Origin of the sequence: Bacillus sp. Au-Bac7 (assembly GCF_021341655.1) — a bacterium.
In the GTDB taxonomy this organism is placed as follows: Bacteria; Bacillota; Bacilli; order Bacillales; family Cytobacillaceae; genus Niallia.
Genome location: NZ_JAJTTG010000001.1, coordinates 1,588,310 through 1,613,271, shown reverse-complemented (window position 1 = coordinate 1,613,271; position 24,962 = coordinate 1,588,310). Strand labels below are relative to the sequence as shown.

The window sequence follows — 24,962 nt, the reverse complement described above, 5'->3', positions numbered from 1 at the left end:
ACTAGAAAATCATAGAAGGGATAAAGAGATAAAGAGATGAATCTTTTGGATAAAGAAAAAATCGTCGAAAAACTGTTTGTTAAGTTTTATGAACAGTATCCTGATTTAGTAAGGTTTGGAGAAAATGGGAGAAAACGAACAAGAGAGGATATAAACTATCATTTTCAGTATATGGAAACGGCCTTTTCTCTTCAAAATAAGCAGATATTCCATGATTATATCATCTGGTTAAGTGAGGTCCTTGAGACAAGAGGAGTAGGTAAGCATTTACTTTATATAAACTTGGAGTGGATTGCTAGTGAGCTTCGCGAATTAGAACAGACAGATGAAATAATCTTTTATCTGGAAATCTTGGCTGAAGGGATGGTAATCATTAAAGCAGGCAGTCAATAATGAAGGAAAACTCCAGCAGATTTGCTGGAGTTTTCCTTATTCGATATTAAAATAGAAAGCTTTCGTATTAGCCAATAGTTGATTATATATTTGTTTTGCTGGCATATTCTTTAGTTTTGATAGTTTCTCCATTGTGTGATGAATCATGGCAGGCATTGTTTTATGGTTATGAAAAGGGCCTTCAAAGGGCCATGGTCCATCGGTTTCTGCCATGATCTTTTGCAGAGGATATTGTGCCGCAATACGTTGGATTTCCTCTTCATAAACAATATCAGGTGTAAAGGAGATATAGCACCCGTTTGTCTTCATCCGCTCTAATGTAGTTTCGCTTCCTTTGAACCAATGAAAGTGGGCTTCCATAAAGCTGTGTTTTTCTAATAATTCCAAAGCAAGCGGTGCTTCATCATAAATGCAGTGCAAAATGATTGGTTTCTTCACTTCCTTGGCGAGCAGGATAAATTGCTCAAGTACTTCAAGATACGGCTCAAGAGGATAACTTTGTGGGTCTTTTTGTCTTTCATAATGAGGAAGACCAACTTCGCCTATTGCAATCATATCTTGCTGATGCAGCCTAATCCATTCAAATAAGTCTGCGAAGTCTCTATCCTTTAGGAGCGGCTGTTCTGGATGAAAGCCGAATGCCGGGTGAACGAAAGAGAAATTTTTGCTTAATTGCCGATTGCGGATGGAGGAAGCTTTGTCCATTGATACAGCAATAAGAGCAGCTATCGATTCATCTCTTTGGATATTGGCAATTTCCTCCTCGGAATATTGGTCAAGATGAATATGAGCATCAATTATTCTGTTCAATCTGCTTTACCTCCGAAGGTTTAAGTTTATAATAGATATCTTTCTTCCATTCTAAGAATTCCTGATTGAGCCAAAGATCGTCTGCTCTCGGCCGAGGAAACGGCACCGTTGCTTCCATAAGCTTATCGTTTGGATTAGAAGGAAGGATATAAATTCTATCCGACAGATACAAGGCTTCATCAATATTATGAGTAATAAAGAGAACCGTTCTTTTATCCATACTCCATAACGATAAGAGCCATTTCTGCATTTCCAATCTCGTCAGCTCATCAAGGGCGCCGAACGGTTCATCCAAAAGAAGCAGTGGCATCGGACTCATTAAGGCTCGAACAAAGGAAACACGTTGTTTCATCCCTCCTGATAGTTCAGCAGGAGTGGCATTAGCATAGGAGGATAAGCCTGCTTTTTTGAGCATATCCAGTGCAAGCGCCTTATCCTTTTTGCCGTTAATTTCTTGGGTAATCAATACATTTTCCAATACAGTCCGCCAAGGAAATAAGGAGGGTGCTTGAGGCATATAGCTGATATGGCCTTTTTGTCCAGTAATATCCTTGCCGTTTTGCATGATGTTTCCTGCATCAGGCTTTAGCATCCCGCCGATGAGATGGAAGACGGTGCTTTTACCACTCCCCGATGGTCCTAATATAGAAACGAATTCTCCTTCTTGAACCGTCATATTTAAATCTCGTAGAACAGGTTTTTTTTCAAATGACATGCTTATATTTTTTAATTCCAGTTTGCCCATTTACTTCTCCTCCTTGCTTTGGCCGCGGATGCACCATTTCTCAAGCAGTTTAATGACAACGAAAAAGAGCAAGCTTAATGCCATAATAGCAAAAATCGCCACAAATACACGGTCTGTGCGGAATGATTTGGATGCCATAGTCATATATACTCCAATTCCTTCTTTCGAACCAAGCCATTCAGAGATAACGGCACCCATAACACTATAGGTAGCTGATATTTTTAATCCAGAAAAAATCGACGGCAGGGCATAAGGCCACTCCAGCTTCCAAAACATTTGCCGTTTTGTGCTGCCTGACATTTGCATAAAGTGTTTAAGCTCTGGAGATGTTTGTCTGAATCCGTCAAGACAGGCTACTGTAATCGGAAAAAAGCATACGAGTGTAATAACAATTAGCTTCGGCATAATACCAAAACCAAACCATACTACAAGCAGTGGTGCAAGCACGATAGTTGGAATGTTTTGAGACAGAATCAGCAGAGGATACACAGCTTCCCGGAAAAAAGCCACCCGATGCAATGTGACAGCAATCAGTAGTCCGACTGCACTACCAATCAAAAACCCGATAACAGACAGCTTTGTAGTGGCAATCAAGTGAACGAAAAAAGTATCCCAGCTTGCATACGCTTCCGTGAGTATCGCCGAAGGAGAGGGAAGCAACCAGTTCTCGATATGAAAAAACCTTACAGCAGCTTCCCAAAGTCCAAATAAAAGAAGGAGAACCAGTAACGGTCTCCAAAATGTTAATAAAAATTTATTCATTAGCGATATTTCCCCGTTAAGTCTTCCATTGTAATTCCGTCAGGCTGATAAAGAACTTTAATTTGGGTAATAACATTGCTCGATCCAATGTCTGTCATCTTTTTGTTCATGGAGCTGATAATTTGAAACAGCTCATCCATGTCACCTTCCATCGTTGTTTCTAACGGATGGACTTCATATTTAACACCAGAATCTTGAATAATTTTAATTGCCTCATCCACATAGGGAATTACATTTTCCCCGTTTTTTGTTTTTGGAATGATTTGTACACTAATTAAAGCATTTGCCATTATTCGTCTCCTCCTTCAGGCAGAAATTCGTTTGTAAATGCTTTGTCTGCATCAAGCTGCTTTTCTAACAGCTTATTGTCATACATCCAATCAGCATAGTTCTTCCAAACAGACAGCTTTTGTTCACCCCAGCGAGGTGCGTCATCTTGGTATTTAGATGCCAGCCACTCTTGGCTTTTTTTCACTAGCTCCTCATCTAAATCTGGTGCATGCTTTAACAGGATGGAAGCTGCATCGTCCGGGTTATCTATTGTGTATTCATAGCCCTTTGTTGCTGCTTTAAGGAAAGCTTTGACGGTTTCTGGATTATCTGCAATCATACTTTCGTTTGTGGAAAGTACAGGTGTGTAATAATCAAGCTTATCACTGTAATCAGTTAAGTAAATCATATTAATCTTTTCGCCGCGAAGCTCTGCCTCCACTCCGGTCCAGCCGTAATAAATCCAGGCGAAATCAATGTTTTGCTTCATTGCCGTGAAATAGTCAGCATCTCCGATATTAACAATATCAACATCTTTAACATCCGTATTTTCCTGCTTCATCAGGGATGAGATGACAGAAGCTTCAACTTCTGAACCCCAGCCTCCATATGTTTTACCTGCAAAATCCTTAGGTGATTTGATGTTATTTTCTGCAGGTGAAGCAAATCCGGATGTATTATGCTGAATGATTGCTGCGATTGATACGAGTGGCACACCTTGAACTCTTGCTTGTGTAATTCCTTCTTGATAGCTAACGCCAAAGTCTGCTTTTCCGGATGCGACTAAGGAATCAGCACCAGCTTCACCAGGTGTGATGATATCAACATCAAGTCCTTCCTCTGCGAAATAACCTTTTTCCTCTGCTGCATAAAGTCCTGTATGATTAGTGTTTGGTGTCCAATCCAGAACAACAGTGATTTTTTGCTTTTTGTCTTCCCCTTGCTCCTTGCTGTTTTCTGATGTGTTGCTGCAGCTTGCTAAAAGCAGGACTGCGGCAAAAGCCATTAAAGCTTTTTTCATAATGCTTCCTCCTGTAGTAAGAAAAAAAGTTAGGAACCTGTAACGAAGTAGGAAAGTTGCTGCACTGTAACGTTAAGTTAAAAGTGAGCCGGCAACTGTTATAAAAACGAAAAAAAAGTTCAAGTTACATGAACCTGAACGCTTTAAATACAAAGGTATGTAAAGAATGTCCGTTTCCTACGCTGGCATTAACCAGATCAGGTTCAAAGGGTTTTTATCTTTCGGATAACTCTCAACCAGCAACACTGGTTCCCCTAGTAATTCTTTTTTTCTCATTCTGTTTTCCTGCTTATTATAGCAGATATATAAGACTTGTCCTATATCTTCCATCATATAAATCAAATTTGGCTGTTTTTCTTCCATTTTTCAAAAGCAATCAGCTCCTGATTAACAGCAGAAAGGACGTATTTTAAGACAAGTGCATCGTCGACAATTCCAATGCCAAAGATAAAATCCGGAATAATATCTAATGGAGACAAAAAATATAATAATCCTGCAACAATCAGCACCATTGATTTCTTGTTAATTTGCCGATATGTGCCGTTTTGGTATGCCTTGACTAACGAAAGCAGTAACTGAAGCTTGTCCCAAAGAGACGATAGCCACTTTCTGTTAGAGGTTGCTTTTGGAACAGCCTTTTTTAACAGCTCTGTTAGTCTGGAAGGCTGTTCCACAAGTGCAGCCGCTTTTTTTTCATGTTTTTTATATCCTGTTTCTATTTTATCTTTTTTAAATAACAACATCATCAACTCCGTATAAAGTGTACTGTATAAATAATGTTTGCTTCTTTACCATTCATTAAACATTTCCCTTTATATAGGAGATAAAACTAATAAGGAGAAATTTACTTTCTTTTCGTATGGTTGTTACAATGAAAGTAAAGATTAGAACTGGAGCTGATCATGATGTTGGAAGAATGGATTAAAAATGCCAACCACCTTGTCGTTTTTACCGGTGCAGGTATGTCAACCGAAAGTGGTTTGCCCGATTTTCGGTCTGCAGATAAAGGATTATGGACAAATGAACAAAAATCATATTTATCAAGCACAGATGCACTGAACCATCATTTAGAAGATTTTATCGCCTTTTACAGGGAAAGAGTATTAGGAATTTCTGAATTTAAGCCGAATAAGGGCCATTTTCTGTTGGCAGAGTGGGAGAAAAGAGGTTTGTTAAAAGGGGTTATAACCCAAAATGTAGATGGATTTCATTTTCTTGCAGGAAGTAAAAAGGTGTATGAGCTGCATGGGACTCTGCAAAAGCTCCATTGCCAAACATGTAAAAAAACATATTCGTGCAACGAATATCTGCATGAGGTTTATGTATGTGAATGCGGCGGCACATTGCGTCCATCCATTGTTTTATTTGGAGAAATGCTGCCGGAAAAACCGTTTCTTCTTGCAGAAAAAGCAGCTATTGCATCAGATGTGTTTATCGTGCTAGGCTCTTCACTGAGTGTGTCACCAGCGAATCAAATCCCCTTGCTCGCTAAGCAGACGGGAAGTAAATTAATAATTATTAATAACGAAGAAACAGAGTTTGATTACCTTGCTGATCTCCTAATCAGCGAAGCAATCGGCCAAACGCTTGAATGTGCAGAGGCAAAGCTTAACAGCATATAAAAAAATGCAATCTTTGCAAAAACTAGGGTATGGGGAAGGGATTGCAAACTTTTGTGTATCGAGCTATTATTAAGAGATGAGCATAAATGAAAGTGCAAAAGAGAGGAATAAAACATGTCTAAAACATTTCAAGATGAGGTATTGTCCCGACGTACCTTTGCAATAATATCCCACCCGGATGCCGGTAAAACAACGCTTACGGAAAAATTACTGTTGTTCGGCGGAGCAATTCGCGATGCTGGAACAGTAAAGGGGAAAAAGACCGGGAAATTTGCAACAAGTGACTGGATGGAAATTGAAAAGCAAAGAGGTATTTCCGTAACATCAAGTGTTATGCAGTTTGACTACAACAATGCGAGAGTTAATATTCTGGATACACCAGGACACCAAGATTTCAGTGAGGATACGTATCGAACATTGACTGCCGTTGACAGTGCTGTCATGATTATTGACTCAGCAAAAGGGATCGAGGAACAGACATTAAAGCTGTTCAAGGTTTGTCGTATGAGAGGGATTCCGATTTTTACATTCATCAATAAGCTTGACCGTCAAGGGAAGGCGCCATTAGAGCTTCTTGCGGAGCTAGAGGAAGTAATGGGAATTGAGTCGTACCCGATGAACTGGCCAATTGGTATGGGGAAAGAATTCCTAGGTATTTATGATCGTTACTATAACCGAATTGAGCAGTTTCGTGTAGAGGAAGGCGATAAATATATCTCGTTAAATGAGGATGGGGAAATTGAGGGAGAACATCCGATTAAAAAGGATTCCCTGTATGACCAGACGCTAGAGGAAATCATGCTGCTAAATGAAGCAGGCAATGAATTTTCAGCAGACAGAATTAACAGCGGAGATTTGACACCAGTATTTTTCGGTAGTGCTTTAGCGAACTTCGGCGTACAGACTTTCTTGGAAACTTATTTGGATTTTGCGCCATCGCCGCAGCCAAGAAGCTCTACTGCAGGAAAAATTGATCCGTTGTCAGAAGAATTCTCAGGCTTTATCTTTAAGATTCAGGCAAATATGAACCCAGCACACAGGGATAGAATTGCTTTCTTAAGAATTTGTTCAGGTAAGTTCGACAGAGGAATGACTGTCAATTTGCCAAGGACAGGTAAGCAAATTAAACTGGCCCAATCCACTCAGTTTATGGCGGATGACAGAAGCACTGTCAATGAAGCGGTAAGCGGTGATATTATTGGATTGTATGATCCAGGATTTTACCAGATTGGCGATACATTGACAGTAAACAAAAACACCTTCCAATATGAAAAGCTTCCGCAATTTACACCAGAGCTTTTCGTGCGTGTCACAGCTAAAAACGTCATGAAGCAGAAGCATTTCCACAAAGGAATTCAACAGCTTGTTCAAGAAGGAGCAATCCAGCTATATAAAACAGTAAAAACAGAGGATTATCTTCTTGGTGCAGTTGGACAGCTGCAATTTGAGGTGTTCGAGCACCGCATGAGAAATGAATATAATGTAGATGTGCTTATGGAGCATGTTGGTTCTAAAATTGCCAGATGGACAGTGGATGAGGAAGTAAACGAAAACTTATCAAGTGGCAGAAGTCTGTTGGTTGAAGACAGATATGGGAAAAAAGCATTCTTGTTTGAAAATGAATTTGCATTGCGCTGGTTCCAGGATAAAAATCCTGATGTTAAACTTTATAATCCAATGGATTCAGAAGAATCCTAACAAAAAAACAGGCGATTATCTTAATCGCTTGTTTTTTTGTATCTAAATGTTAGTTTTCTTAACTTGTTATGGGAGTTGTAGCGATGTAAACAAATGTTTAAAAGGAATATTTGGTATTTTTTTATATTAGTATAATATCAATGTTGATTGATGGTGTAAGTGTATCCTAAAAAAGAAAGGATTTCTATTAAATTACTTGAAACTATACTATGGTAAATGAATTATTTCGCTTAGCTAAAATTAAGCATAGCAAGGTTTTTTGTTGTATTTATATAATTTCTAACTGTTTAGATTTTTTAAAAAAGTTAAAACTTTCTAAAAAATAATTGTAATCGACTAAAATTTAGGTATAATAAAACCATGTTGTAATAAATAGTAACAAACCTATGTTATATATATTAACATTTGAAGAGAAGGACAATTTTGGTATGAGTATCATTTTAATTAAGGGAAAAGTCTCGGATAGTAAGGTTAATTATCTGAATATTCTTTTAAGTTAAGATGATATTTTTATAAAAAAATATAGGGGGAACAAGGATGAAAAAGAATCTATCAGTAATATTCAGCATGCTGTTAGTGCTTATATTAGCATTGGCAGGGTGCTCGGGGAATTCGGAAGAATCCAATACGAATGCAGATGAGAATTCAAAGACGTCAAGCTTGTTAGATACGGTCATTAAGAGGGGAACGCTGAAAGCTGGAGTCAATGACGCCCTTCCTGGATTTGGATACATAGATTCTGATGGGAAAAACACTGGATTTGATGTTGATTTTGCGAGAGCAATTGCAGCAGGTGTCTTAGGTGATGCTAGCAAAATCGAATTCCGTCCATTATCAGCGACGGACCGGTTTACAGCATTACAATCGAAAGAAGTTGATGTGTTAATCCGCAATTCTACTTGGACAACAAACAGAGACGCTGAAGTTGGGTTAAGTTTTGCACCGGTCACCTTCTATGACGGTCAAGGAATTATGGTTCCGAAAGACAGCGGCTGGACTTCTTTAGAAGATTTAGAAGGAAAAACAATCGGTGTTGAAACAGGAACTACAACTGAATTGAATCTTGCGGATCAAATGAAGGCTGCTGGAGTAAGCTATACCCCGCAAACATTTGATAATGCAGATGCAGTCATTGCCGCATACGAATCTGGCTCTATTGATGCGTGGACTACAGATAAATCTGGTCTAGTGTCACGTCAATCAATGCTGCAAGATCCTGATGCACATATCATTTTAGATGCTACTCTTTCGAAAGAGCCTTTAGCACCAGCAGTCCTTGATAATGATGAAAAATGGAAAGATGCTGTAAGCTGGATTGTTTATGCAACAATTCAAGCAGAAGAGTTTGGTATCACTTCTGAAAATGTCGATGAATTCCTGGAGAGTGAAAATCCTGAAATTCAGCGCCTGCTCGGTGTCGGCGGTAATAATTTAGGAGAACAGCTAGGATTATCAAATGATTTTGCGTACCAAGTAATCAAGCAAGTCGGCAACTATGGAGAGATTTATAACAGAAACCTTGGCCCAGACACTGTGTTCAAGCTTGAAAGAGGGCAAAACGCATTATACAGTGATGGCGGACTGTTATATTCTATCCCATTCCGTTAAAAAGATGATGATTTTATAACAGTTTGGAAGGCCTGCTGATATTGCTTTTCTAGCAGGCCTATTCTTTTAGCTAAGGGAGGCATACAAATGGAGAATAAAAGAACTGCAGCAACCCCCCTGTGGAGAAACAAAAAGATGTTACCAATACTTATCCAATTACTATTTGTGGTAATTGTCGGATTTGCTATTGTCTTTATGGTTCGGAATGTTCAATCTGGCTTAGAGCAAATCGGATTGAAGATAGGGTTGGATTTTCTAAATCTGAAAGCTTCTTTTCCGATTGCAGAATCGCTGATTTCCTATACACCTGAGGACCCTTATAGCCGAGCAATTGTTGTTGGCTTGTTAAATACCCTGAAAGTGTCATTTTTTGGAGTAATTATTGCATCTATACTTGGAGTTCTTATGGGAATTGCCCGGCTATCCTCTAACTGGCTTATTCGTAGTCTTGCAACTGTATATGTGGAGGTGTTCCGTAATACACCATTATTAGTGCAAATTTTCATTTGGAACTTTGCAGTATTCTTACCAATGCCAAAAATTGATAACGCAGCGTCAATCGGTTCCTTCTATTTTTCAAATAGAGGTGCAGCTATTCCTTGGTTTACAACCTATGATAATACACTCATATGGATTGGTGTAATTGTCGTATTGGCAGCAGTTTCCATTTTTTTGTTTAAAAAATTGACATCGTTAACTATTAATAATGGTAAAAATACACATCCACTCTTAACTGCTATTGGCTTTTTAATTTTCGGCTTTATCATCTCTTATTTCTTATTAGGCAATGGGCCATTTGGTATTTCCGTTCCGGAATTTGATGGCAATGCTTTTGTCGGAGGTACATCCTTATCTATAGGTTTCTTGTCCATGCTTGTCGCCTTGTCCATTTATACATCAACATATATAGCCGAAATTGTACGTGCCGGTATCCTAGGTGTTCCGAAAGGACAGACAGAGGCAGCCAAAGCCCTTGGCTTTAAGAGCCCTACAGCATTAAGATTAATTATTTTTCCGCAAGCAATTCGCATTATCATTCCTCCGTTGACGAGCCAGTACTTAAACTTAATCAAAAACTCAAGCTTAGCGATGGCTGTTGCTTATCAGGATATTGTTGGAATCGGCAATACAATCATTAATCAGACAGGGCATACATTTGAAATCATCCTTATTATGATTGCTGTTTATTTACTGTTCAGCTTAGGGACTTCACTGTTTATGAACTTCTTTAATAAAAAATTCCAGTTGGTTGAAAGGTAGTGATGCAAATTGGATAATGTACAGCTTAATAACAGTGAAAGAAGAGTAGAATCAACTTCGCTCAGCAGGCTAGTAAAAGTACAGCTTTGGCTGAAATCAAATCTCTTTAAGGATTGGAAAAATGCGATACTCACCATAATTGCTGCGATGTTTACGGGTGCGATCATCGTCAAAGTTGTTGGATTTCTAGCAAGCAGTGACTGGAGTGTAGTAAGTGCAAATCTGCGCCTCTTAATGGTTGGTCAATTTCCGATGGAGGAGATTTGGAGACTTTGGGTCGGAGTAATCCTCATCTCGATATTATTTGGGACATCATGGGGATTATGGCGAGGTGTCATTGGGCATGTAGCCATTACCTTGTCAGTTATCATGCTTATTTTTGCGGTTGTCCCTTACACAGAACCTATTACAAAGGCCTATTTAGGTGCCAGCATCGCTGCCATTTATTTATGCTATGCCCTTGGCAGAAATCTTTCTGTTTTAAAAATACCAGTATTAATTCTTTGGATTCTCATTATACCGATAGCAGTTGGAATTATTAACGGATTTGGCATCCTTGAGCCGGTGAGCACGAATGTTTGGGGCGGGTTTTTGCTTACACTCGTGCTCGCATCGGTCGCAATCATTTGCTCCTTTCCAATAGGACTTTTACTTGCTGTCGGCCGAAGAAGCAAGTTGCCTGTCATCAAATATACATGCATTGTTTATATTGAAATCATCCGTGGCATGCCGTTGATTATGGTGCTGTTTATTGGGCAATTGCTGCTCCCGATGTTTCTTGGCGGCGAAATCCAAATGGATAATGTTTTACGAGCAATGATTGCCTTCACACTTTTTAGTGCTGCGTATTTGGCAGAAAATATCAGGGGCGGGTTACAGTCTATTCCCCGCGGCCAGTTCGAAGCAGCTCAAGCATTAGGATTAAATAATTTTAAATTGATGGTTTTTGTCATTTTACCGCAAGCCTTAAAGGCGGTAATCCCCGCAATGGTCGGTCAATTCATTTCTATATTTAAAGATACATCATTAGTTGCCGTTATCGGTTTAGCAGATTTTCTTGGTATGGCCAAAAAAGTCGCAGCAAATCCAGAGTACTTAGGTAAGTACATGGAATTATATGTGTTCATTGCATTAATGTATTTCATATTCTGCTACTTAATGTCACATGTCAGCAAAGCTTTGGAAAAATCACTAGGGGCAGGCAGCCGCTAATAGGGGAGGACTAACAATGGAGAGTGTATTTTCTGTAGAAAAGCTTTCGATACCGGTAGAGCAAAGAGAAGATATCATCAAAGTGAAGGGTTTGAATAAATGGTATGGCGACCATCATGTTTTAAAGGATGTTGATCTGCAAGTAAAGCAAGGAGAGGTGATTGTTATCCTCGGACCTTCTGGCTCTGGCAAGTCTACCTTTATCCGGACAATCAATGCGTTAGAAGAGTTTCAGAAGGGTTCTATTATGGTGGATAATATTGCCTTGACAGATGATTTGAAAAATATTGAAGAAATAAGAAAGGAAACAGGCATGGTTTTTCAGTCCTTTAACCTATTTCCTCATATGACAATATTAAAGAATATTTCTCTGGCACCGATATGGGTGCGGAAATGGAAAAAGAAAAAGGCAGAGCAAATTGCGATAGAGCTTCTCGAAAGAGTAGGTATACCAGAGCAGGCACAAAAATATCCTGGTCAGTTATCCGGCGGGCAGCAGCAGCGTGTGGCTATTGCTAGGGCATTAGCGATGCAGCCAAAGATTATGCTGTTTGATGAACCGACATCAGCACTTGATCCAGAGATGGTAAAAGAGGTCCTTGATGTTATGAAGACACTAGCAGAATCTGGGATGACTATGCTTGTCGTTACACATGAGATGGGTTTTGCTCGTCAGGTGGCTGACAGAATCATTCTTTTTGATAAAGGGGAAATCGTCGAAATGGGCAAACCGGAGGATATTTTCGATAATCCACAGCATGACCGCACAAAACTATTTCTTTCACAAATCCTGTAAAAAGAGCCAAATACGGCTCTTTTTTTTCGGTTATTTTTATCGTTTCAGCTGACAGTTTATTGCTCTTGTAAATTTCTTTTCAGCAACATGAACGGATACTGTATAAAAAAATGCAGTTTAGCTAAAAATGAAAAAATGAAAAGGTATATAAGAAGTAGATGGTGATAACCTATGAGGGACCTAAGTAAATTAGAGGCTGTTATGTGGAGCATAGCACTCCCTGGCTTCAGTCAACTATTGATGAAACAGTATTGGAAAGGTACTCTTTTAGTGGTGCTGGAATTTATTATTAATGTGCAAAGTAATTTCAATTATGCAATCATGCAAAGCTTTTTAGGTAATTTTGAATCTTCCATAGAAGCCCTTGATTTTCAATGGATCATGTTTTATCCCTGCTTATATTTGTTCGCAATGTGGGATGCATATAAGTCGACCATGAAAGAACAGGATGAATATGCATTTTTGCCGTTTGTATTTTGTGCTTATTTTGTTACAGTAGGGGTTATGTATTCGACGCGGTTTAAGATATTTGGTATTTTTCCAGGTCCTATATTTACACCGATGCTCTTTTTGATTCCAGGTATTTTAAGCGGTTTTTTAGTGAAGTATGCAATATTGTATTTTAAAGGTCAGTTCAATCCGAATAAAGAATAAACAACGATACTAACTTTCGAAAGTAAAAAATAGTCAGGTCTTGTTTATTTTTTTTCGGTTTTTGATTGTCAAGAAAGAATCTTTCGTATATAATAAGCTTATATCAATCGTATATCTACTCAAAGGGGAGTAGCTTTTAGGATATTTTATCCTAAAACAAAGTCGTCAGTTCGTGGTCTAGTACCATCGGCTTTGTTGGCACTATTAAAAAGTGCTTAGCAAGACCTTTGCCTATTGGCAGAGGTCTTTTTTGCGCTTTTTTGTACATATAAGACAATCCTGTCAATAGGGGGATACCTGTCGGTATACAAAAACTATTGATAGGAGGAGAAAATATGGATTTTGCATTACTGTTAGAGTATGGTTGGGTGCTCCTGATTCTAGTAGGGTTAGAGGGGATACTGGCAGCTGACAATGCGGTTGTTATGGCAGTTATGGTTAAGCATTTACCGCCAGAGCAGCAGAAAAAAGCATTGTTCTATGGTTTGTTCGGTGCATTTATATTCCGTTTCGCGAGTTTGTTCTTAATTTCTGTTCTAGTAGACGTTTGGCAGGTTCAAGCGCTTGGTGCTATTTACTTACTGTATATTTGTATCCACAATTTATATGGAAAGTTCTCACCAAAGGAGAAACAGGAGAAAGAAAAGGAAAGGAAAAAATCTGGCTTCTGGATGACTGTTTTGAAAGTAGAACTTGCTGATATTGCCTTTGCAATTGACTCTATGCTAGCAGCAGTTGCATTAGCAATCACGCTGACACCAACAGGCTGGTTTGATATTGGAGGCATTGACGGAGGACAATTTACAATCATGCTATTAGGTGGGATCATCGGACTAGTTATCATGCGTTTTGCAGCAAACTCGTTCGTAAAACTTCTGCAAACAAGACCTTCCCTGGAGACAGCAGCCTTTTTAATTGTCGGCTGGGTAGGTGTGAAGCTGGCTGTATTTACATTGGCACATCCAGAAGTTGGTCTTCTTGATCAGCATTTTCCTGAGTCGAAAGTTTGGAAATTCTTCTTCTGGTCTGTATTGTTAATCATTGCAGTAGGCGGCTATATTATCTCTGGTCGAAAAGCACAGAAAACGGTGGAAGATAACTAAATGTTAAAAAGGAAATAATGTTTGCTTTAAAACTTTGCAGGTGCCAAAGTGAGCAATCATTATTTCCTTTTTTATTTTTTCTTTGAGCATTGATAATTTTAAGGTATAGTTATTATTGAGTTTTGCCAGACAGCTCTGCTTGAGCTTGCTGAACTAGGCGTTTTGTAATCTCTCCGCCAACAGAACCATTGGATCTGGCAACTGTTTCAGAACCTAAATTAACGCCGAACTCTTGAGCAATTTCATATTTAATACTATCTAAATATTGTTCAATACCAGGAACTAATAATTTGTTTGAACTAGCCATAATGTCAGGGACCTCCTTGATAAATAAAATACAGAACTTATATACCGTTAACAAAAGGCTATTATGCTGATAATAGGTAAGTTGTTTGGCAATATTAATTTCTGTACTTATAATATGCGGGGTTTTCATTCATTTCATGAGTGGTAATGTTTGTGTAATGGGGAGATAAGAGGAAGAGCAATAGAAGGGATTTGTATGGACATGAAAAGAACGGTAAGGGATTTGCTGAATAAATTTACCCCGGCCCAAATTATTACAGGATATTATTTGCTGGCGGTCAGCGTATCTGTCTTGTTGTTAAGCATACCAGCTGTTCATAAAGAAGGTGTGCATGTTTCCTTTATGGACACTGTTTTTACGGCAATAAGTGCAGTGAGTGTCACTGGTCTGACTGTAATAAATATATCCGATACTTATAGCACATTAGGCATTTTCATATTGATGTTTGTCCTTCAATTCGGCGGAATTGGAGTCATGACTTTAGGAACGTTCTTTTGGATGCTGCTCAGGAAAAAAATCGGTTTAAAGGAGCGGCAGCTGATAATGCTTGACCATAACCAATCACATCTTTCTGGACTGGTCCAGCTTATCAGGGAAATCATCAAGCTGATCTTAATTATAGAGCTTGTTGGGGCAATCGTGCTGACACTGCAGTTTCATCAATACTTCCTATCATGGAAGGATGCAATCATTCATGGACTGTTCGCCTCGATTAGTGCAACAACGAACGGGGGATTCGACTTAACAGGGACCTCCCTAATGCCTTATAAAGATGATTATTTTATTCAGTTGGTACATATTATTCTAATCACCCTTGGTGCGATTGGATTTCCAGTTTTAATTGAAGTGAAGAATTATCTATTCCCGAAGAACCCTGGAAAAGTTTTCCGGTTTTCTCTATTTTCGAAATTGACATCTTTAACATTTGGACTGCTGTTATTTTTTGGTACTCTCAGCATTATTTTGATTGAATCAACAAATTATTTTGCAGAAATGACTTGGCATCAAATCTTTTTTAATGCATTTTTTCACTCGGCTTCAACTAGAAGCGGTGGGCTTGCGACAATGGACTTGAATGACTATTCACTCGGAACACTGGTGATTTTTTGTATTCTGATGTTTATCGGTGCATCCCCAAGCTCTGTCGGTGGGGGAATTCGGACAACTACGTTTGCATTAAACTTAATGTTCATTTATCATTACGCGAACGGCAATCGGCATATTAAAATTTTTAAAAGAGAAATCCATGAAGAGGATATTATTAAATCGATGGTCGTCACAATTTTAGCTTTTGCCTTATGCTTTACCGCAACAGTTATTTTGTGCATCACCGAAAGTGCTCCGCTCATAAAAATATTGTTCGAGGTTTGTTCTGCATTTGGAACAACAGGCTTATCACTTGGTTTAACTCCTGATTTGTCCAATGTAGGCAAATGTGTCATCATGGTACTTATGTTTATTGGAAGAATAGGGCTAACTTCCTTTATCTATATTATTGGAGGAAAAGAGAAAAAGGATAATTTCCATTATCCAAAAGAGAGAATAATCATTGGCTAAGGCGTATTCCGCCTTGGCTTTTTTTATGGTTGGATTGTCATATCATGGTACGGATACGTTCCTGTAATTTGCAAAAAATAGGTTTGTACCATCCATTAAAGGAGACGATCATATGGCGAAAAGAAAGGCAGAATTCAATGCTGTTGAAAAATACAGCAAAACTCCTAAAAAGAACATCCAGGAAACAGAGTTCTCCGCTGAATTCATTCGCGGCGAGGACCCGATGAAGAATGCTAATCGAAACTCCAAGCATGGAAGAGAGGGGAGATAATTATGGCAAAAAAAGCGAATAAAAATAAAAAAGAACAAGCTAATGTAGAATTTGGCCAGGAGTTTGGCGATCTTAATGCAAGCAAACTTTATGATACAGGGGCTTTGACTAAAGACAAAGTAAAAAGCGGCAAAAGAAAATAACGGTATTGTCATAAGCTAAAAAGAGAAGCCTCTTTAAAAGAGCTTCTCTTTATAGCTTGTTTTTGTAGACCATTTTTGCATTTTAGTTGTCCTGAATTCTATAAATGGCTGTGCTAGTGATGCTACCAAGTTGGTTGACAGTACTAATGTTAGCAGAAAAGCCATTAGCACGATGAGAAAATAAGATTTCGGTGTAGTGAACGCTTCCTGCAAATCAGTTGACCGAAAAATCCGGATAAAGAAACCGTGTAATAAATAAACATAAAGCGTGTTTTTACCAAATCGAGTAAAGAAATATTGCTTCTGCGGCACACAGGCAAAAAAGCAGAAAATCATTAAAAAGCTCAATAAGTAGAAACCAAGTCTGACTAGTATTGCTTCAAACGAAGAAGAAGCTAATACATCATATGGCTTCGATCCTAATAGCCATTGGTGATTTATATCTGGGAAATTATAAAATACAGCAAAACAACTCACGAAAATAAGAATGGCTCCTATTTTGAAAGGCTTTGCTCTGACCCACTCAAAATGTTTTTTGTTCATATAATAGCCTAATAAAAACAAGGGAAAGAATACAAATGTTCTTGTAAGGCTCAAGTAGCTGGAAGTCCAATCAACAAATCCGATTGCAAGGCCGAAAAACATTGCTATTGACAAGCCATAAATTGGCTTCAGCTTGGAAAAGCCCAGCAATAGCATATTCCAGAAAAATAAGCTGATTAAAAACCAAAGTGACCAATGCGGACTTAATGGATCAACCGTTAAGCTTGATTTTCCGTAAAGATAAAAATAAAAGATACTGTATATAACCTGAAAGATAATATATGGTAATATCAGCTTCTTTACATACTTTTGTACATAACCTTCCTCGTAAATCCCTTTCGCAAAAAATCCGGAAACTAAAATAAATGCCGGCATATGGAAAGTGTAAATGACTTTATACAAACTATAAATACTATTGCTGTCACTATTAAAAGATTGAATAAAATGACCGAATACAACGAAAAAAATCAACAGAAACTTTGCATTATCAAAGTAATAATCTCGGGTTTGCTTCATATTGTTCTCCCTTCTTTGCAAGCTAACCTTTTAGCAGCAATGCCATTTCCAAATATAGTCAATCGGAAAACGTTTCAGGCAGATGATTGGCTGTTTAGCCACTATTATTTATAGCACATATAAACAATAGCTAAACTGTTTTTCGCAAGTTGTTAACTAAATATCTACTTATTAATAAAAGTGAAATATTTTTGTAAATAAACTTTTTTAATTGTAAATTTAAGGTTAATACAAGCATCTGAAATTTTCCTTAACTTGGTTGACTAACTTTATGATTAATTTATTTTGTAACTGTAAAGGATTTTCTCGAATTTTGTAGAATAAATAATGCACCAAGTTTTACGAGAGGCGGGAAATCCTTGTCTGGTGAAATCTATACAAAAGAAATGCAGCATATCCAGCAGCTGAAAAAGAAAATCAGCTTTTTGGAACAAGAGAATAAGCGGCTGAAGGATGAAAAGAATTGCAGAGAAATGGTCGAGGAGCTGAAAACAGCGGCCTTTGAGAATTCCAGTGAAGGAATGGTCATACTGGACGAAAAGGGAGTAATCCTGGAAGTAAATTATGCAATAAAAGATATATTTCACATCCACAAAAAAGATATGGTTGGGCGTAACCTTACTCACTATCTTCCGCAAGAGTACAGAGATGATTTGAGGAACTGGATCAGCTTACAGTCTTTCGAAAAAGACGCAAAAACAGCTGTTCTGTCAATGGCAAATCCCGCGAGAGACTCCTTTTCTGAAATCCATATATCCAGAATAACTAAGTATCCATATTTTTTAGCTGTTTTAAAAGATGTCACGTATTTGCGCAATTTAGAAAGAAGGCAACGAAAGGATGCTGCTTTATTTCACGATTTCTTTACAGAAGCACTAGATGGAATCGTTCTATGGAAGGAAAACGGCGAGATTGTCTCAGCAAATAAGGCAGCTTTGGCTATCTTTGAAAGCAGTCTGGAAGAAATGAAACGGAAAAAAATCAGTGATTATGTCTATAAAAAGGACGACAGCTATATTCATATTATTAAAAGCTTATGCAGCAAAAACTCCCATCGGGATGAGCTGATGTTTTTGATGCCGAATGGGCAAAAAAAGCTGCTAGAGTTCACAACAAAGCTTCATTCTGTTGAAGGTCTTCATATGAGTATTTTTCGCAATATTACAGAACGCTATAATATGGAACTGGAGCTGCTTGACAGCAAAAGCATGTTTGAAACAATTTTTGAGGAAGTATTTGATGGTGTTATTCTATGGGACAGGGATTATAACATAAGTGATATTAATAAAGCCGCATTGCGAATGCTTCAAAAGGATAAAGAAAGTTTGCTTGGCTTAAACCTGATTGATTATTTGCCAGAAGGGAAATCAATTGGAGAAGAGATTAAGCCAAAACTTCTTTCATTAAGAGAGGAAGGGCAGAACAGAGGTATCTATACTGCCTCCTTTAACGGAGATGATTGGACACAGCTGGAATTTCGGAACAAGTATAATATATATTCTGGCTTTAGCATAACCGCTCTAAGAGATATAACAGAGAACGCGATACTCGAGGAGCAGATAAGAAAGTCCTCCACCCTTCATGTTATCGGGGAGCTTGCAGCTGGAATTGCCCATGAAATCAGGAATCCAATGACTGCATTAAAAGGATTCATACAATTACTGGAAAGCAGCAATGACAGTGAAAAGCATCCGATGTATTTCACTGTTATTAAATCAGAGCTCAGCAGGATTGAGACGATCATCAATGAATTCCTGCTGCTGTCAAAACCGCAAAACGTTAAGTTTGTTAAAGCGGATTTGCAGCAGATTATGAATGAGACACTAGACCTTCTCAATGCACAAGCGGTCTTATATAATGTTCAATTTACAAGAAATTATACAAATTCCCTTACAGAAATGTTTTGTGAACCAAACCAATTAAAAAAAGTCTTTATTAATATTGTCAAAAATGCGATTGAGGTGCTTGAAGTAGGAGGAGAGATCAAGACAAGCATAAAGTCCACTCCGGAATATTTTCATATCACAATTGAAGACAATGGCAATGGGATGAGTAAAGAGAAACTAGCAAAGCTCGGAGAACCATTTTATACAACGAAGGAAAAGGGCACAGGCTTAGGCTTGATGGTTTCCTTCAAAATTATTAAAGAGCATGCTGGGAAAATTGAAGTAGAGTCGGAAGAGGGGGAAGGTACGAAATTTCATATTTATCTTCCGCGCAAAAAGCAATGAAGCTCAAATCAACATAATTTTACGTAATAAAAAGACTTCTTGACAGCACAGAAGTCTTTTTATTATTATCTAATTAGACGATTATCTAATTTAGGAGTGGTTATATGCAGTTAGACAGGCTGGTCGCTTTCCACAAAACAATCGGTGATCCAACAAGAATCAGAATTATTGCTTTACTAGCAGCAAAGCCGTGGAATGGTACTGCTCTTGCAGGCAAATTAGGATTGACAGCACCTACTATCACACACCATTTAAAGAAACTGCGAGAAATAAATGTAGTGTATGAACGAAGAGAAAAAAACACGATTTATTTTTATTTAAATAAATCAGTCATTTCCCAACAGGCAGAAGCGCTTGTTAAATTGTCTCTATTGGAGAAAGGAGAGCAGTCGTTGGATATGAATAGGAATAATGAAGAAGCAGCTAAGATTATCGAGAATTTTATCGGTTCAGACGGAAGGCTCAAGAATATCCCTGCACAAAGAAAGAAGAAATTAATCATCTTTCGCCATATCATAAAGGGGCTTAAAGAAGGCATAAAATACGAAGAGAAAGAATTAAATGAATATATCAAAAGGTTTTTTGATGATTATGCGACGATTCGCAGAGAATTTATCATTAACCATTTCATGTATAGGGAAAATAATATTTATGAATTGAACCCGGAGGAAATGTGGGCAAAATGATAGGGATAGAATCATCTATCCCTATTTCTTATCCATAATATTCTGGTCTTCTATCAGAGAAAATTGGAATCATGTTTCGTACCTCGGATACTTTAGCTAGGTCGATGGTCCGTGCTAGGATTTCACTGTTTTCTCCTGCTTCTCCGACAATTTCTCCCCATGGGTCAATTATCATACTATGGCCTGCGAACACATTTGCAGGATCAGAACCGCTTCTATTGCATGCGACCACATAGCACTGATTTTCAATAGCTCTGGCAATTAAGAGTGCTCTCCAATGAGCAAGCCTTGCAAGCGGCCATTCTGCTGATACAAACAGCACATTAGCTCCTTTGGAAGTGTGTGTACGGACCCACTCCGGAAATCTAATATCATAGCAAATCAGACCTGCTGCCGTTTCTCCATTCAGCTGAAAGAGCCCAGTTGCTGTTCCGCTTTGTAAATAAAGATGTTCATCCATGAGTTTAAATAAATGGAGCTTGTCGTAAGTATGTATTAACTCTCCTTCTTTATTAATGACAAGAAGTGTATTAAAAATCCCATCCTCCTTTTTATTGGCAACAGAACCTCCGATAATGTGAACTTGATAGCTCCTAGCGAGATGTTGCAAAAAGCTGATTGCCTTCTCTGCATGTTTATCTGCAATAGTGTCAAGATGTGGCAAATCATAGCCTGTCGTCCACAATTCTGGCAGAATGACAATATCTGTCTGCTTTCCTGCACAGGCTTCTTTAATCCATTTTTCAGCAGCAAGAAAATTCTGCTTTGGATCACCAAAAACAATATCCATTTGAATGATGCTTATGTTCCATTCCAAAAAAATCACCCTCTATTCATCTTGAATTTTATCGCTTATAATGAAAAACAACATTTACGTTTACTTCCCTTGCTTCTTTTATAACATAAATAATTTGAATATTATATATTTTCTAGGTGAAGTGCATCAAGAAAAAAGACGACTGTATTAAAATACGTGTATTAATTTAGAAAGAAGGTAGAAGGAATGAAGGAATATCGTCAATCAGCCTTGTTAGACAGACTCCCAGTTCAATTTTTTGCATCTCTTGTAGAAAAGGTAGCGTCGTACACCGAAAAGGGCTGTGATGTAATTAATTTAGGTCAAGGCAATCCTGACCAACCAACACCTGAGTATATTGTTAAAAGCCTGCAGAATGCTGCAGAAAAGCCAATCAACCATAAATATTCCCCTTTTAGAGGCTATCCTGCCTTAAAAAAAGCGGTTGCTGAATTTTACAAGCGAGAATACGCCGTAGATTTGGACCCGGAAACAGAGGTGGCTGTTTTGTTCGGAGGAAAAGCTGGTTTAGTGGAAATACCTCAATGTCTTCTTAATCCAGGTGATACGGTGCTGCTGCCAGACCCTGGCTATCCTGATTATTTGTCAGGTGTGGCACTTGCACAAGGTGAGATGGTAATGCTGCCTCTTGAAGAGAAGAATCAATTTCTTCCAGATTATAGTAAGCTTTCTAATTCTGTGCTGGAGAAAGCAAAATTGCTGTTCTTAAATTATCCCAATAATCCGACTGGGGCTACGGCGACGAGTGAATTCTTCCAAGAAACAGTATCTCTAAGCCTTGAACATGATATTTGTGTAGTTCATGATTTTGCTTATGGAGCAATTGGATTTGACGGAAAAAAACCAATCAGTTTTCTCTCCACCCCGAAAGCGAAGGATGCCGGCATTGAAATCTACACCTTATCGAAAACATTTAATATGGCAGGATGGAGAGTAGGCTTTGCAGTAGGAAACAAAAGTATAATCTCTGCACTAAACCTTTACCAAGACCATCTGTATGTCAGTTTGTTCGGAGCAGTACAAGAAGCAGCTATCACAGCTCTGACCAGTTCCCTTGAGGAAGTAGACAAGCTAAACAGCATGTATCAACGAAGAAGGGATGTCTTCATCAATGGATTAAAAAGTATCGGCTGGAAGGTGGAGGCGCCGAGCGGCTCGTTTTTTGCATGGCTGAAGGTACCTGACGGCTATACTTCTGAGCAGTTTGCAGACTATTTATTAGAGAAGGCTCATATTGCTGTAGCGCCAGGAACAGGATTTGGAGAATATGGAGAAGGATATGTCAGAGCAGGCTTGCTCACATCAGAAGAACGGCTTTTAGAGGCTGTAGAACGGCTCAGAAAGCTGGCTAATGAATAACTTGCAAAAACCCGTCGTAAAGTAAAGCAGGCGGGTTTTTCCTTTTCTGAAAGAAAACGTCGAAAATAAAGGCTAAATAATGTAAAATTTTGTATGGTGATTTAGCGATAAAAAGCACTTAAACAATAATATTTTTCAAAAATAAAATGAAAGCGCTTCATGTTTTTGGGGGGTTATGGAGGTTTTTGAAGGTTTATTTGTCGAAAATCCAGTTATTTTTTGACTATTCTAATTCCAAATACCTATTTTAAAGAAAAAAATGTCTAATATTGCGATTCTATTTACTTTTATTTATTTTCTTGTAATAATTCATCAAGTAAACGTGAATTTGTCTTTACAAATAATTAATATAAATACGATTAGGAGGAAAAGAAAGTGCAACCGAGGAAACAAGAATTACTGCTTGCTATCCAAAAGAAGAGAGAGGTGATGATTGAGGAAGCGCAACGTTCAGGGTATACGAGTGAGGAAACAGTCCGATACAGTCAGGAACTCGATGAGCTGATTTTTCAGTATCAATTGCATGTTCGGCTGCAAAAGACAAAGATGAATTTTGTGAAAAAATCCTATAAATCAATGATCGTATGGCCAAAGCATCTCGTCTACCAGCACAAAAAGATTTCAGAGATACTATGAAACATTACAACATTGCCTTTCATTTAAAAAAGAATACGTTAATGGCTGAAAGTCAATATCCTTTCTTCTCGCCTCCTTGGGACAATCTGTTATATTCCAAATATAAAAGACAACGAGAGTTTCTTGTAACAAATCAGGTAAAGTCATTTTGATTTTGCGCCATGCATTATTTTATCTGGAAAAGTAACGATGTTTTTGTACATAAGGAAAGTTTTCTTTTATTAAGAAAAACAGCATGAAGGATGATGACAAAACAAAACCTTCGATTAATGCTGAAGGGTTATGGACAGTTTACGCATTTAAGATTAGCATCTATCACTATATCCCTTCTAAGAGTTTTTAATAAAGTATGAAAGCAAGAGCCATCGTCGCCTCGCCTCATTAAGAAATGTAGAAAGCCCTTATATAGATAAGGACTTTTTGCTAAAGGCTCTGATATGTTTTGTTATGAATTTAACGGCAGGATAATATCCACTTTCGTACCTTTGTTTTCCACACTTGAAAGATATATCTCCCCATTGAATGATTGAATAATTCTTCTGCATACGACAAGACCTAAGCCTGTTCCAGATGACTTGGATGTATAAAACGGTTCAAACAGCTTTTTCAGTTCTGTTTCAGGAATACCTACACCAGTGTCATATACCGTAATGCTGACACGATTATTCAATTCTTTTAATTTAATTGTCAGTGTACCGCCGTTTTCCATTGCTTCTAATGCGTTTTTCGTAATGTTTAGAATGACCTGTTTCATTTGATCAGCATTGCAATATACAAACAGCTTTTTTTTGGCAATTTCAAAATGACATTCTACGTTATAAAGATTTGCCTCTGAGAGGATCAGGGGCTTTAATTCTGTAACAATGTTTTCAATGTTTAAAAGCTGTTTTTTAAGTTCTGTCGGTTTGCCCAAAATCAGAAACTGGCTGACTATTTCATTAATTCTATTAATCTCTTTTTGAATAATCGAGAAGTAGAATTGATCTTCCGCATCCTTATGCTTTTCACTTAACAGCTGTACGAGGCCCTTGATGCCAGTTAAAGGATTTCTAATTTCATGTGCAGAACTAGCGGCCATATTGCCGACCAGTTCGAGCTTATGCAGTTCATTTTCTTTATTTTCTTGGTCTGCTTTCTTTTTGTGATGATAAAGAATGATGACAAAATACAGTAAATGAAAACATATAAAGAAGATGAGCAGTAAAGGCCAGTTCTTTGTTAAGATTTTTTCGGTTTTAATTTCTTTTTGCTCTACAATTATCTTCCAAGGTAAGCTGTTCATAGGCAAGGCAATTGTGGAGCTGCTTAGAGATATTGGTTTATTCATACTTAATATAGTTTCTTTTTCTTCGCTAATAACGGCAATATTGCTTTTGGGTGTGAGCATTTCCATCACATTCGATAAATAATCGACCCTTAAATAAGCAATAATTAAGTTCACCACATGCTGCTGATCATCTAAAACTGGCTTGGCAAGACCGATTACTTTTTGTCCATCGACAAGGTAATCTGTTTTGTTTGAGACGGTTGCAATTTTTGCTTTAATGGCTTCTTTTACATAATCTTCTTGAGGGATAGCCATTTCTTCAATTTTCCTGTCTGTTCCAGCAATTCTATTGCCAGCAGGATCGAGTATGTAAATTCCTCCATACATTTGCTCCTGTAACAGGAGCTTTTTCAGGAAGATATTTTGTTTAGCTTTATCCCAATTACCTGAAGAGGATTCCAGCATGATGCTGACAGTATTCAATGAGTTAATCGTTTTATTAATAAAATTATCCCATTGCCTTTGATGAACAGAAGCAATTCTGTATGCATTTCTCTCATGCTTTGCGACTTCTTCCTTTTCTTTTGTAAACAATAATATCCCTGCTGCCAGAAGAAACGGGAAGATGGCAACAGTTATATATATTAATAATTTTTTAACAATCATACACATCTT

The 24,962-nt window shown here is 37.9% G+C and carries 26 protein-coding genes and 2 riboswitches; of the genes, 16 read left to right on the top strand and 10 right to left on the bottom strand.

Annotation, left to right across the window (positions count from 1 at the left end):
• The first annotated feature begins 45 nt into the window (after positions 1-45).
• Positions 46-393: a hypothetical protein gene (locus LXM54_RS08380; RefSeq protein WP_233314668.1), complete on the top strand. Its 348-nt coding sequence runs from the start codon at positions 46-48 to the stop codon at positions 391-393.
• Positions 394-429: 36 nt separating this feature from the next.
• Here LXM54_RS08380 and LXM54_RS08375 read toward each other — a convergent pair whose 3' ends face one another.
• The 6 genes from LXM54_RS08375 to LXM54_RS08350 form a co-directional block, all read right to left on the bottom strand.
• Positions 430-1,203, bottom strand: coding sequence for a TatD family hydrolase (locus LXM54_RS08375; protein WP_233314667.1), 774 nt, complete (start codon positions 1,201-1,203; stop codon positions 430-432).
• On the bottom strand, positions 1,187-1,948 hold the full coding sequence (locus LXM54_RS08370) for an ABC transporter ATP-binding protein (protein ID WP_233314666.1): 762 nt from the start codon (positions 1,946-1,948) through the stop codon (positions 1,187-1,189). Before LXM54_RS08370 ends, LXM54_RS08375 begins: the two co-directional genes overlap by 17 nt.
• Positions 1,949-2,710, bottom strand: a complete 762-nt coding sequence (locus LXM54_RS08365; protein WP_233314665.1) for an ABC transporter permease — start codon at positions 2,708-2,710, stop codon at positions 1,949-1,951.
• Positions 2,710-3,000 carry a thiamine-binding protein gene (locus tag LXM54_RS08360; protein ID WP_233314664.1) on the bottom strand — a complete coding sequence of 97 codons (291 nt, stop codon included), beginning with the start codon at positions 2,998-3,000 and terminating at the stop codon, positions 2,710-2,712. The genes LXM54_RS08365 and LXM54_RS08360 overlap by 1 nt, the downstream gene beginning before the upstream one ends.
• Positions 3,000-4,001 carry an ABC transporter substrate-binding protein gene (locus LXM54_RS08355; protein WP_233314663.1) on the bottom strand — a complete coding sequence of 334 codons (1,002 nt, stop codon included), beginning with the start codon at positions 3,999-4,001 and terminating at the stop codon, positions 3,000-3,002. The genes LXM54_RS08360 and LXM54_RS08355 overlap by 1 nt, the downstream gene beginning before the upstream one ends.
• Positions 4,002-4,158: 157 nt before the next feature.
• Positions 4,159-4,267, bottom strand: a riboswitch (TPP riboswitch).
• A 72-nt stretch (positions 4,268-4,339) separates the two neighbouring features.
• Positions 4,340-4,747 (bottom strand): YkvA family protein, encoded by a 408-nt coding sequence (locus tag LXM54_RS08350; protein ID WP_233314662.1) that lies wholly within the window; start codon positions 4,745-4,747, stop codon positions 4,340-4,342.
• A gap of 159 nt (positions 4,748-4,906) precedes the next feature.
• On the opposite strand from LXM54_RS08350, the gene LXM54_RS08345 reads away from it, so the two are divergent.
• The 8 genes from LXM54_RS08345 (at position 4,907) to LXM54_RS08310 (ending at position 13,954) form a co-directional block, all read left to right on the top strand.
• Positions 4,907-5,623 (top strand): NAD-dependent deacylase, encoded by a 717-nt coding sequence (locus LXM54_RS08345; RefSeq protein ID WP_233314795.1) that lies wholly within the window; start codon positions 4,907-4,909, stop codon positions 5,621-5,623.
• 114 nt (positions 5,624-5,737) lie between these two features.
• The gene (locus LXM54_RS08340) at positions 5,738-7,321 is read left to right on the top strand and encodes a peptide chain release factor 3 (protein WP_233314661.1); all 1,584 of its coding nucleotides are present in this window, start codon (positions 5,738-5,740) and stop codon (positions 7,319-7,321) included.
• 537 nt (positions 7,322-7,858) lie between these two features.
• The gene (locus LXM54_RS08335; protein WP_233314660.1) at positions 7,859-8,929 is read left to right on the top strand and encodes an amino acid ABC transporter substrate-binding protein; all 1,071 of its coding nucleotides are present in this window, start codon (positions 7,859-7,861) and stop codon (positions 8,927-8,929) included.
• 87 nt (positions 8,930-9,016) lie between these two features.
• On the top strand, positions 9,017-10,189 hold the full coding sequence (locus tag LXM54_RS08330) for an amino acid ABC transporter permease (protein ID WP_233314659.1): 1,173 nt from the start codon (positions 9,017-9,019) through the stop codon (positions 10,187-10,189).
• Between the two features lie 9 nt (positions 10,190-10,198).
• A complete protein-coding gene (locus tag LXM54_RS08325) occupies positions 10,199-11,401 on the top strand; it encodes an amino acid ABC transporter permease (RefSeq protein ID WP_233314658.1) in 1,203 nt (400 codons plus the stop codon).
• Between the two features lie 16 nt (positions 11,402-11,417).
• On the top strand, positions 11,418-12,197 hold the full coding sequence (locus tag LXM54_RS08320) for an amino acid ABC transporter ATP-binding protein (RefSeq protein WP_245399848.1): 780 nt from the start codon (positions 11,418-11,420) through the stop codon (positions 12,195-12,197).
• A gap of 201 nt (positions 12,198-12,398) precedes the next feature.
• The gene (locus tag LXM54_RS08315; RefSeq protein WP_311315870.1) at positions 12,399-12,851 is read left to right on the top strand and encodes a hypothetical protein; all 453 of its coding nucleotides are present in this window, start codon (positions 12,399-12,401) and stop codon (positions 12,849-12,851) included.
• 112 nt (positions 12,852-12,963) lie between these two features.
• Positions 12,964-13,132: riboswitch (yybP-ykoY riboswitch) on the top strand.
• A gap of 54 nt (positions 13,133-13,186) precedes the next feature.
• Positions 13,187-13,954 carry a TerC family protein gene (locus tag LXM54_RS08310; protein ID WP_233314656.1) on the top strand — a complete coding sequence of 256 codons (768 nt, stop codon included), beginning with the start codon at positions 13,187-13,189 and terminating at the stop codon, positions 13,952-13,954.
• 112 nt (positions 13,955-14,066) lie between these two features.
• Here LXM54_RS08310 and LXM54_RS08305 read toward each other — a convergent pair whose 3' ends face one another.
• Positions 14,067-14,261 (bottom strand): alpha/beta-type small acid-soluble spore protein, encoded by a 195-nt coding sequence (locus LXM54_RS08305; protein ID WP_233314655.1) that lies wholly within the window; start codon positions 14,259-14,261, stop codon positions 14,067-14,069.
• Between the two features lie 201 nt (positions 14,262-14,462).
• Here LXM54_RS08305 and LXM54_RS08300 point away from each other — a divergent pair, with 201 nt between their 5' ends.
• The 3 genes from LXM54_RS08300 to LXM54_RS08290 all read left to right on the top strand — a co-directional run bounded on the left by LXM54_RS08300 (position 14,463) and on the right by LXM54_RS08290 (position 16,232).
• Positions 14,463-15,818, top strand: a complete 1,356-nt coding sequence (locus LXM54_RS08300) for a TrkH family potassium uptake protein (protein WP_233314793.1) — start codon at positions 14,463-14,465, stop codon at positions 15,816-15,818.
• Between the two features lie 112 nt (positions 15,819-15,930).
• Entirely contained in the window at positions 15,931-16,089 is a 159-nt protein-coding gene (locus LXM54_RS08295; protein WP_233314654.1) for a hypothetical protein, read from the top strand.
• A 2-nt stretch (positions 16,090-16,091) separates the two neighbouring features.
• Positions 16,092-16,232: a hypothetical protein gene (locus LXM54_RS08290; RefSeq protein WP_233314653.1), complete on the top strand. Its 141-nt coding sequence runs from the start codon at positions 16,092-16,094 to the stop codon at positions 16,230-16,232.
• Between the two features lie 33 nt (positions 16,233-16,265).
• Here LXM54_RS08290 and LXM54_RS08285 read toward each other — a convergent pair whose 3' ends face one another.
• Positions 16,266-17,291: an acyltransferase family protein gene (locus LXM54_RS08285; RefSeq protein ID WP_233314652.1), complete on the bottom strand. Its 1,026-nt coding sequence runs from the start codon at positions 17,289-17,291 to the stop codon at positions 16,266-16,268.
• A gap of 359 nt (positions 17,292-17,650) precedes the next feature.
• On the opposite strand from LXM54_RS08285, the gene LXM54_RS08280 reads away from it, so the two are divergent.
• Together LXM54_RS08280 and LXM54_RS08275 are read left to right on the top strand one after the other, a co-directional pair.
• Positions 17,651-19,522 carry a PAS domain-containing protein gene (locus LXM54_RS08280; RefSeq protein WP_233314651.1) on the top strand — a complete coding sequence of 624 codons (1,872 nt, stop codon included), beginning with the start codon at positions 17,651-17,653 and terminating at the stop codon, positions 19,520-19,522.
• A 104-nt stretch (positions 19,523-19,626) separates the two neighbouring features.
• A complete protein-coding gene (locus LXM54_RS08275) occupies positions 19,627-20,208 on the top strand; it encodes a DUF2087 domain-containing protein (RefSeq protein WP_233314650.1) in 582 nt (193 codons plus the stop codon).
• A 28-nt stretch (positions 20,209-20,236) separates the two neighbouring features.
• Here LXM54_RS08275 and LXM54_RS08270 read toward each other — a convergent pair whose 3' ends face one another.
• Positions 20,237-21,025 carry a carbon-nitrogen family hydrolase gene (locus LXM54_RS08270; protein ID WP_233314649.1) on the bottom strand — a complete coding sequence of 263 codons (789 nt, stop codon included), beginning with the start codon at positions 21,023-21,025 and terminating at the stop codon, positions 20,237-20,239.
• A 186-nt stretch (positions 21,026-21,211) separates the two neighbouring features.
• On the opposite strand from LXM54_RS08270, the gene LXM54_RS08265 reads away from it, so the two are divergent.
• On the top strand, positions 21,212-22,384 hold the full coding sequence (locus LXM54_RS08265) for a pyridoxal phosphate-dependent aminotransferase (RefSeq protein ID WP_233314648.1): 1,173 nt from the start codon (positions 21,212-21,214) through the stop codon (positions 22,382-22,384).
• A 375-nt stretch (positions 22,385-22,759) separates the two neighbouring features.
• Positions 22,760-23,020 (top strand): aspartyl-phosphate phosphatase Spo0E family protein, encoded by a 261-nt coding sequence (locus LXM54_RS08260; protein WP_233314647.1) that lies wholly within the window; start codon positions 22,760-22,762, stop codon positions 23,018-23,020.
• A gap of 445 nt (positions 23,021-23,465) precedes the next feature.
• On the opposite strand, the gene LXM54_RS08255 is transcribed toward LXM54_RS08260, so the two are convergent.
• Positions 23,466-24,953, bottom strand: coding sequence for a PAS domain-containing sensor histidine kinase (locus tag LXM54_RS08255; RefSeq protein WP_233314646.1), 1,488 nt, complete (start codon positions 24,951-24,953; stop codon positions 23,466-23,468).
• Between the last annotated feature and the right edge of the window lie 9 nt (positions 24,954-24,962).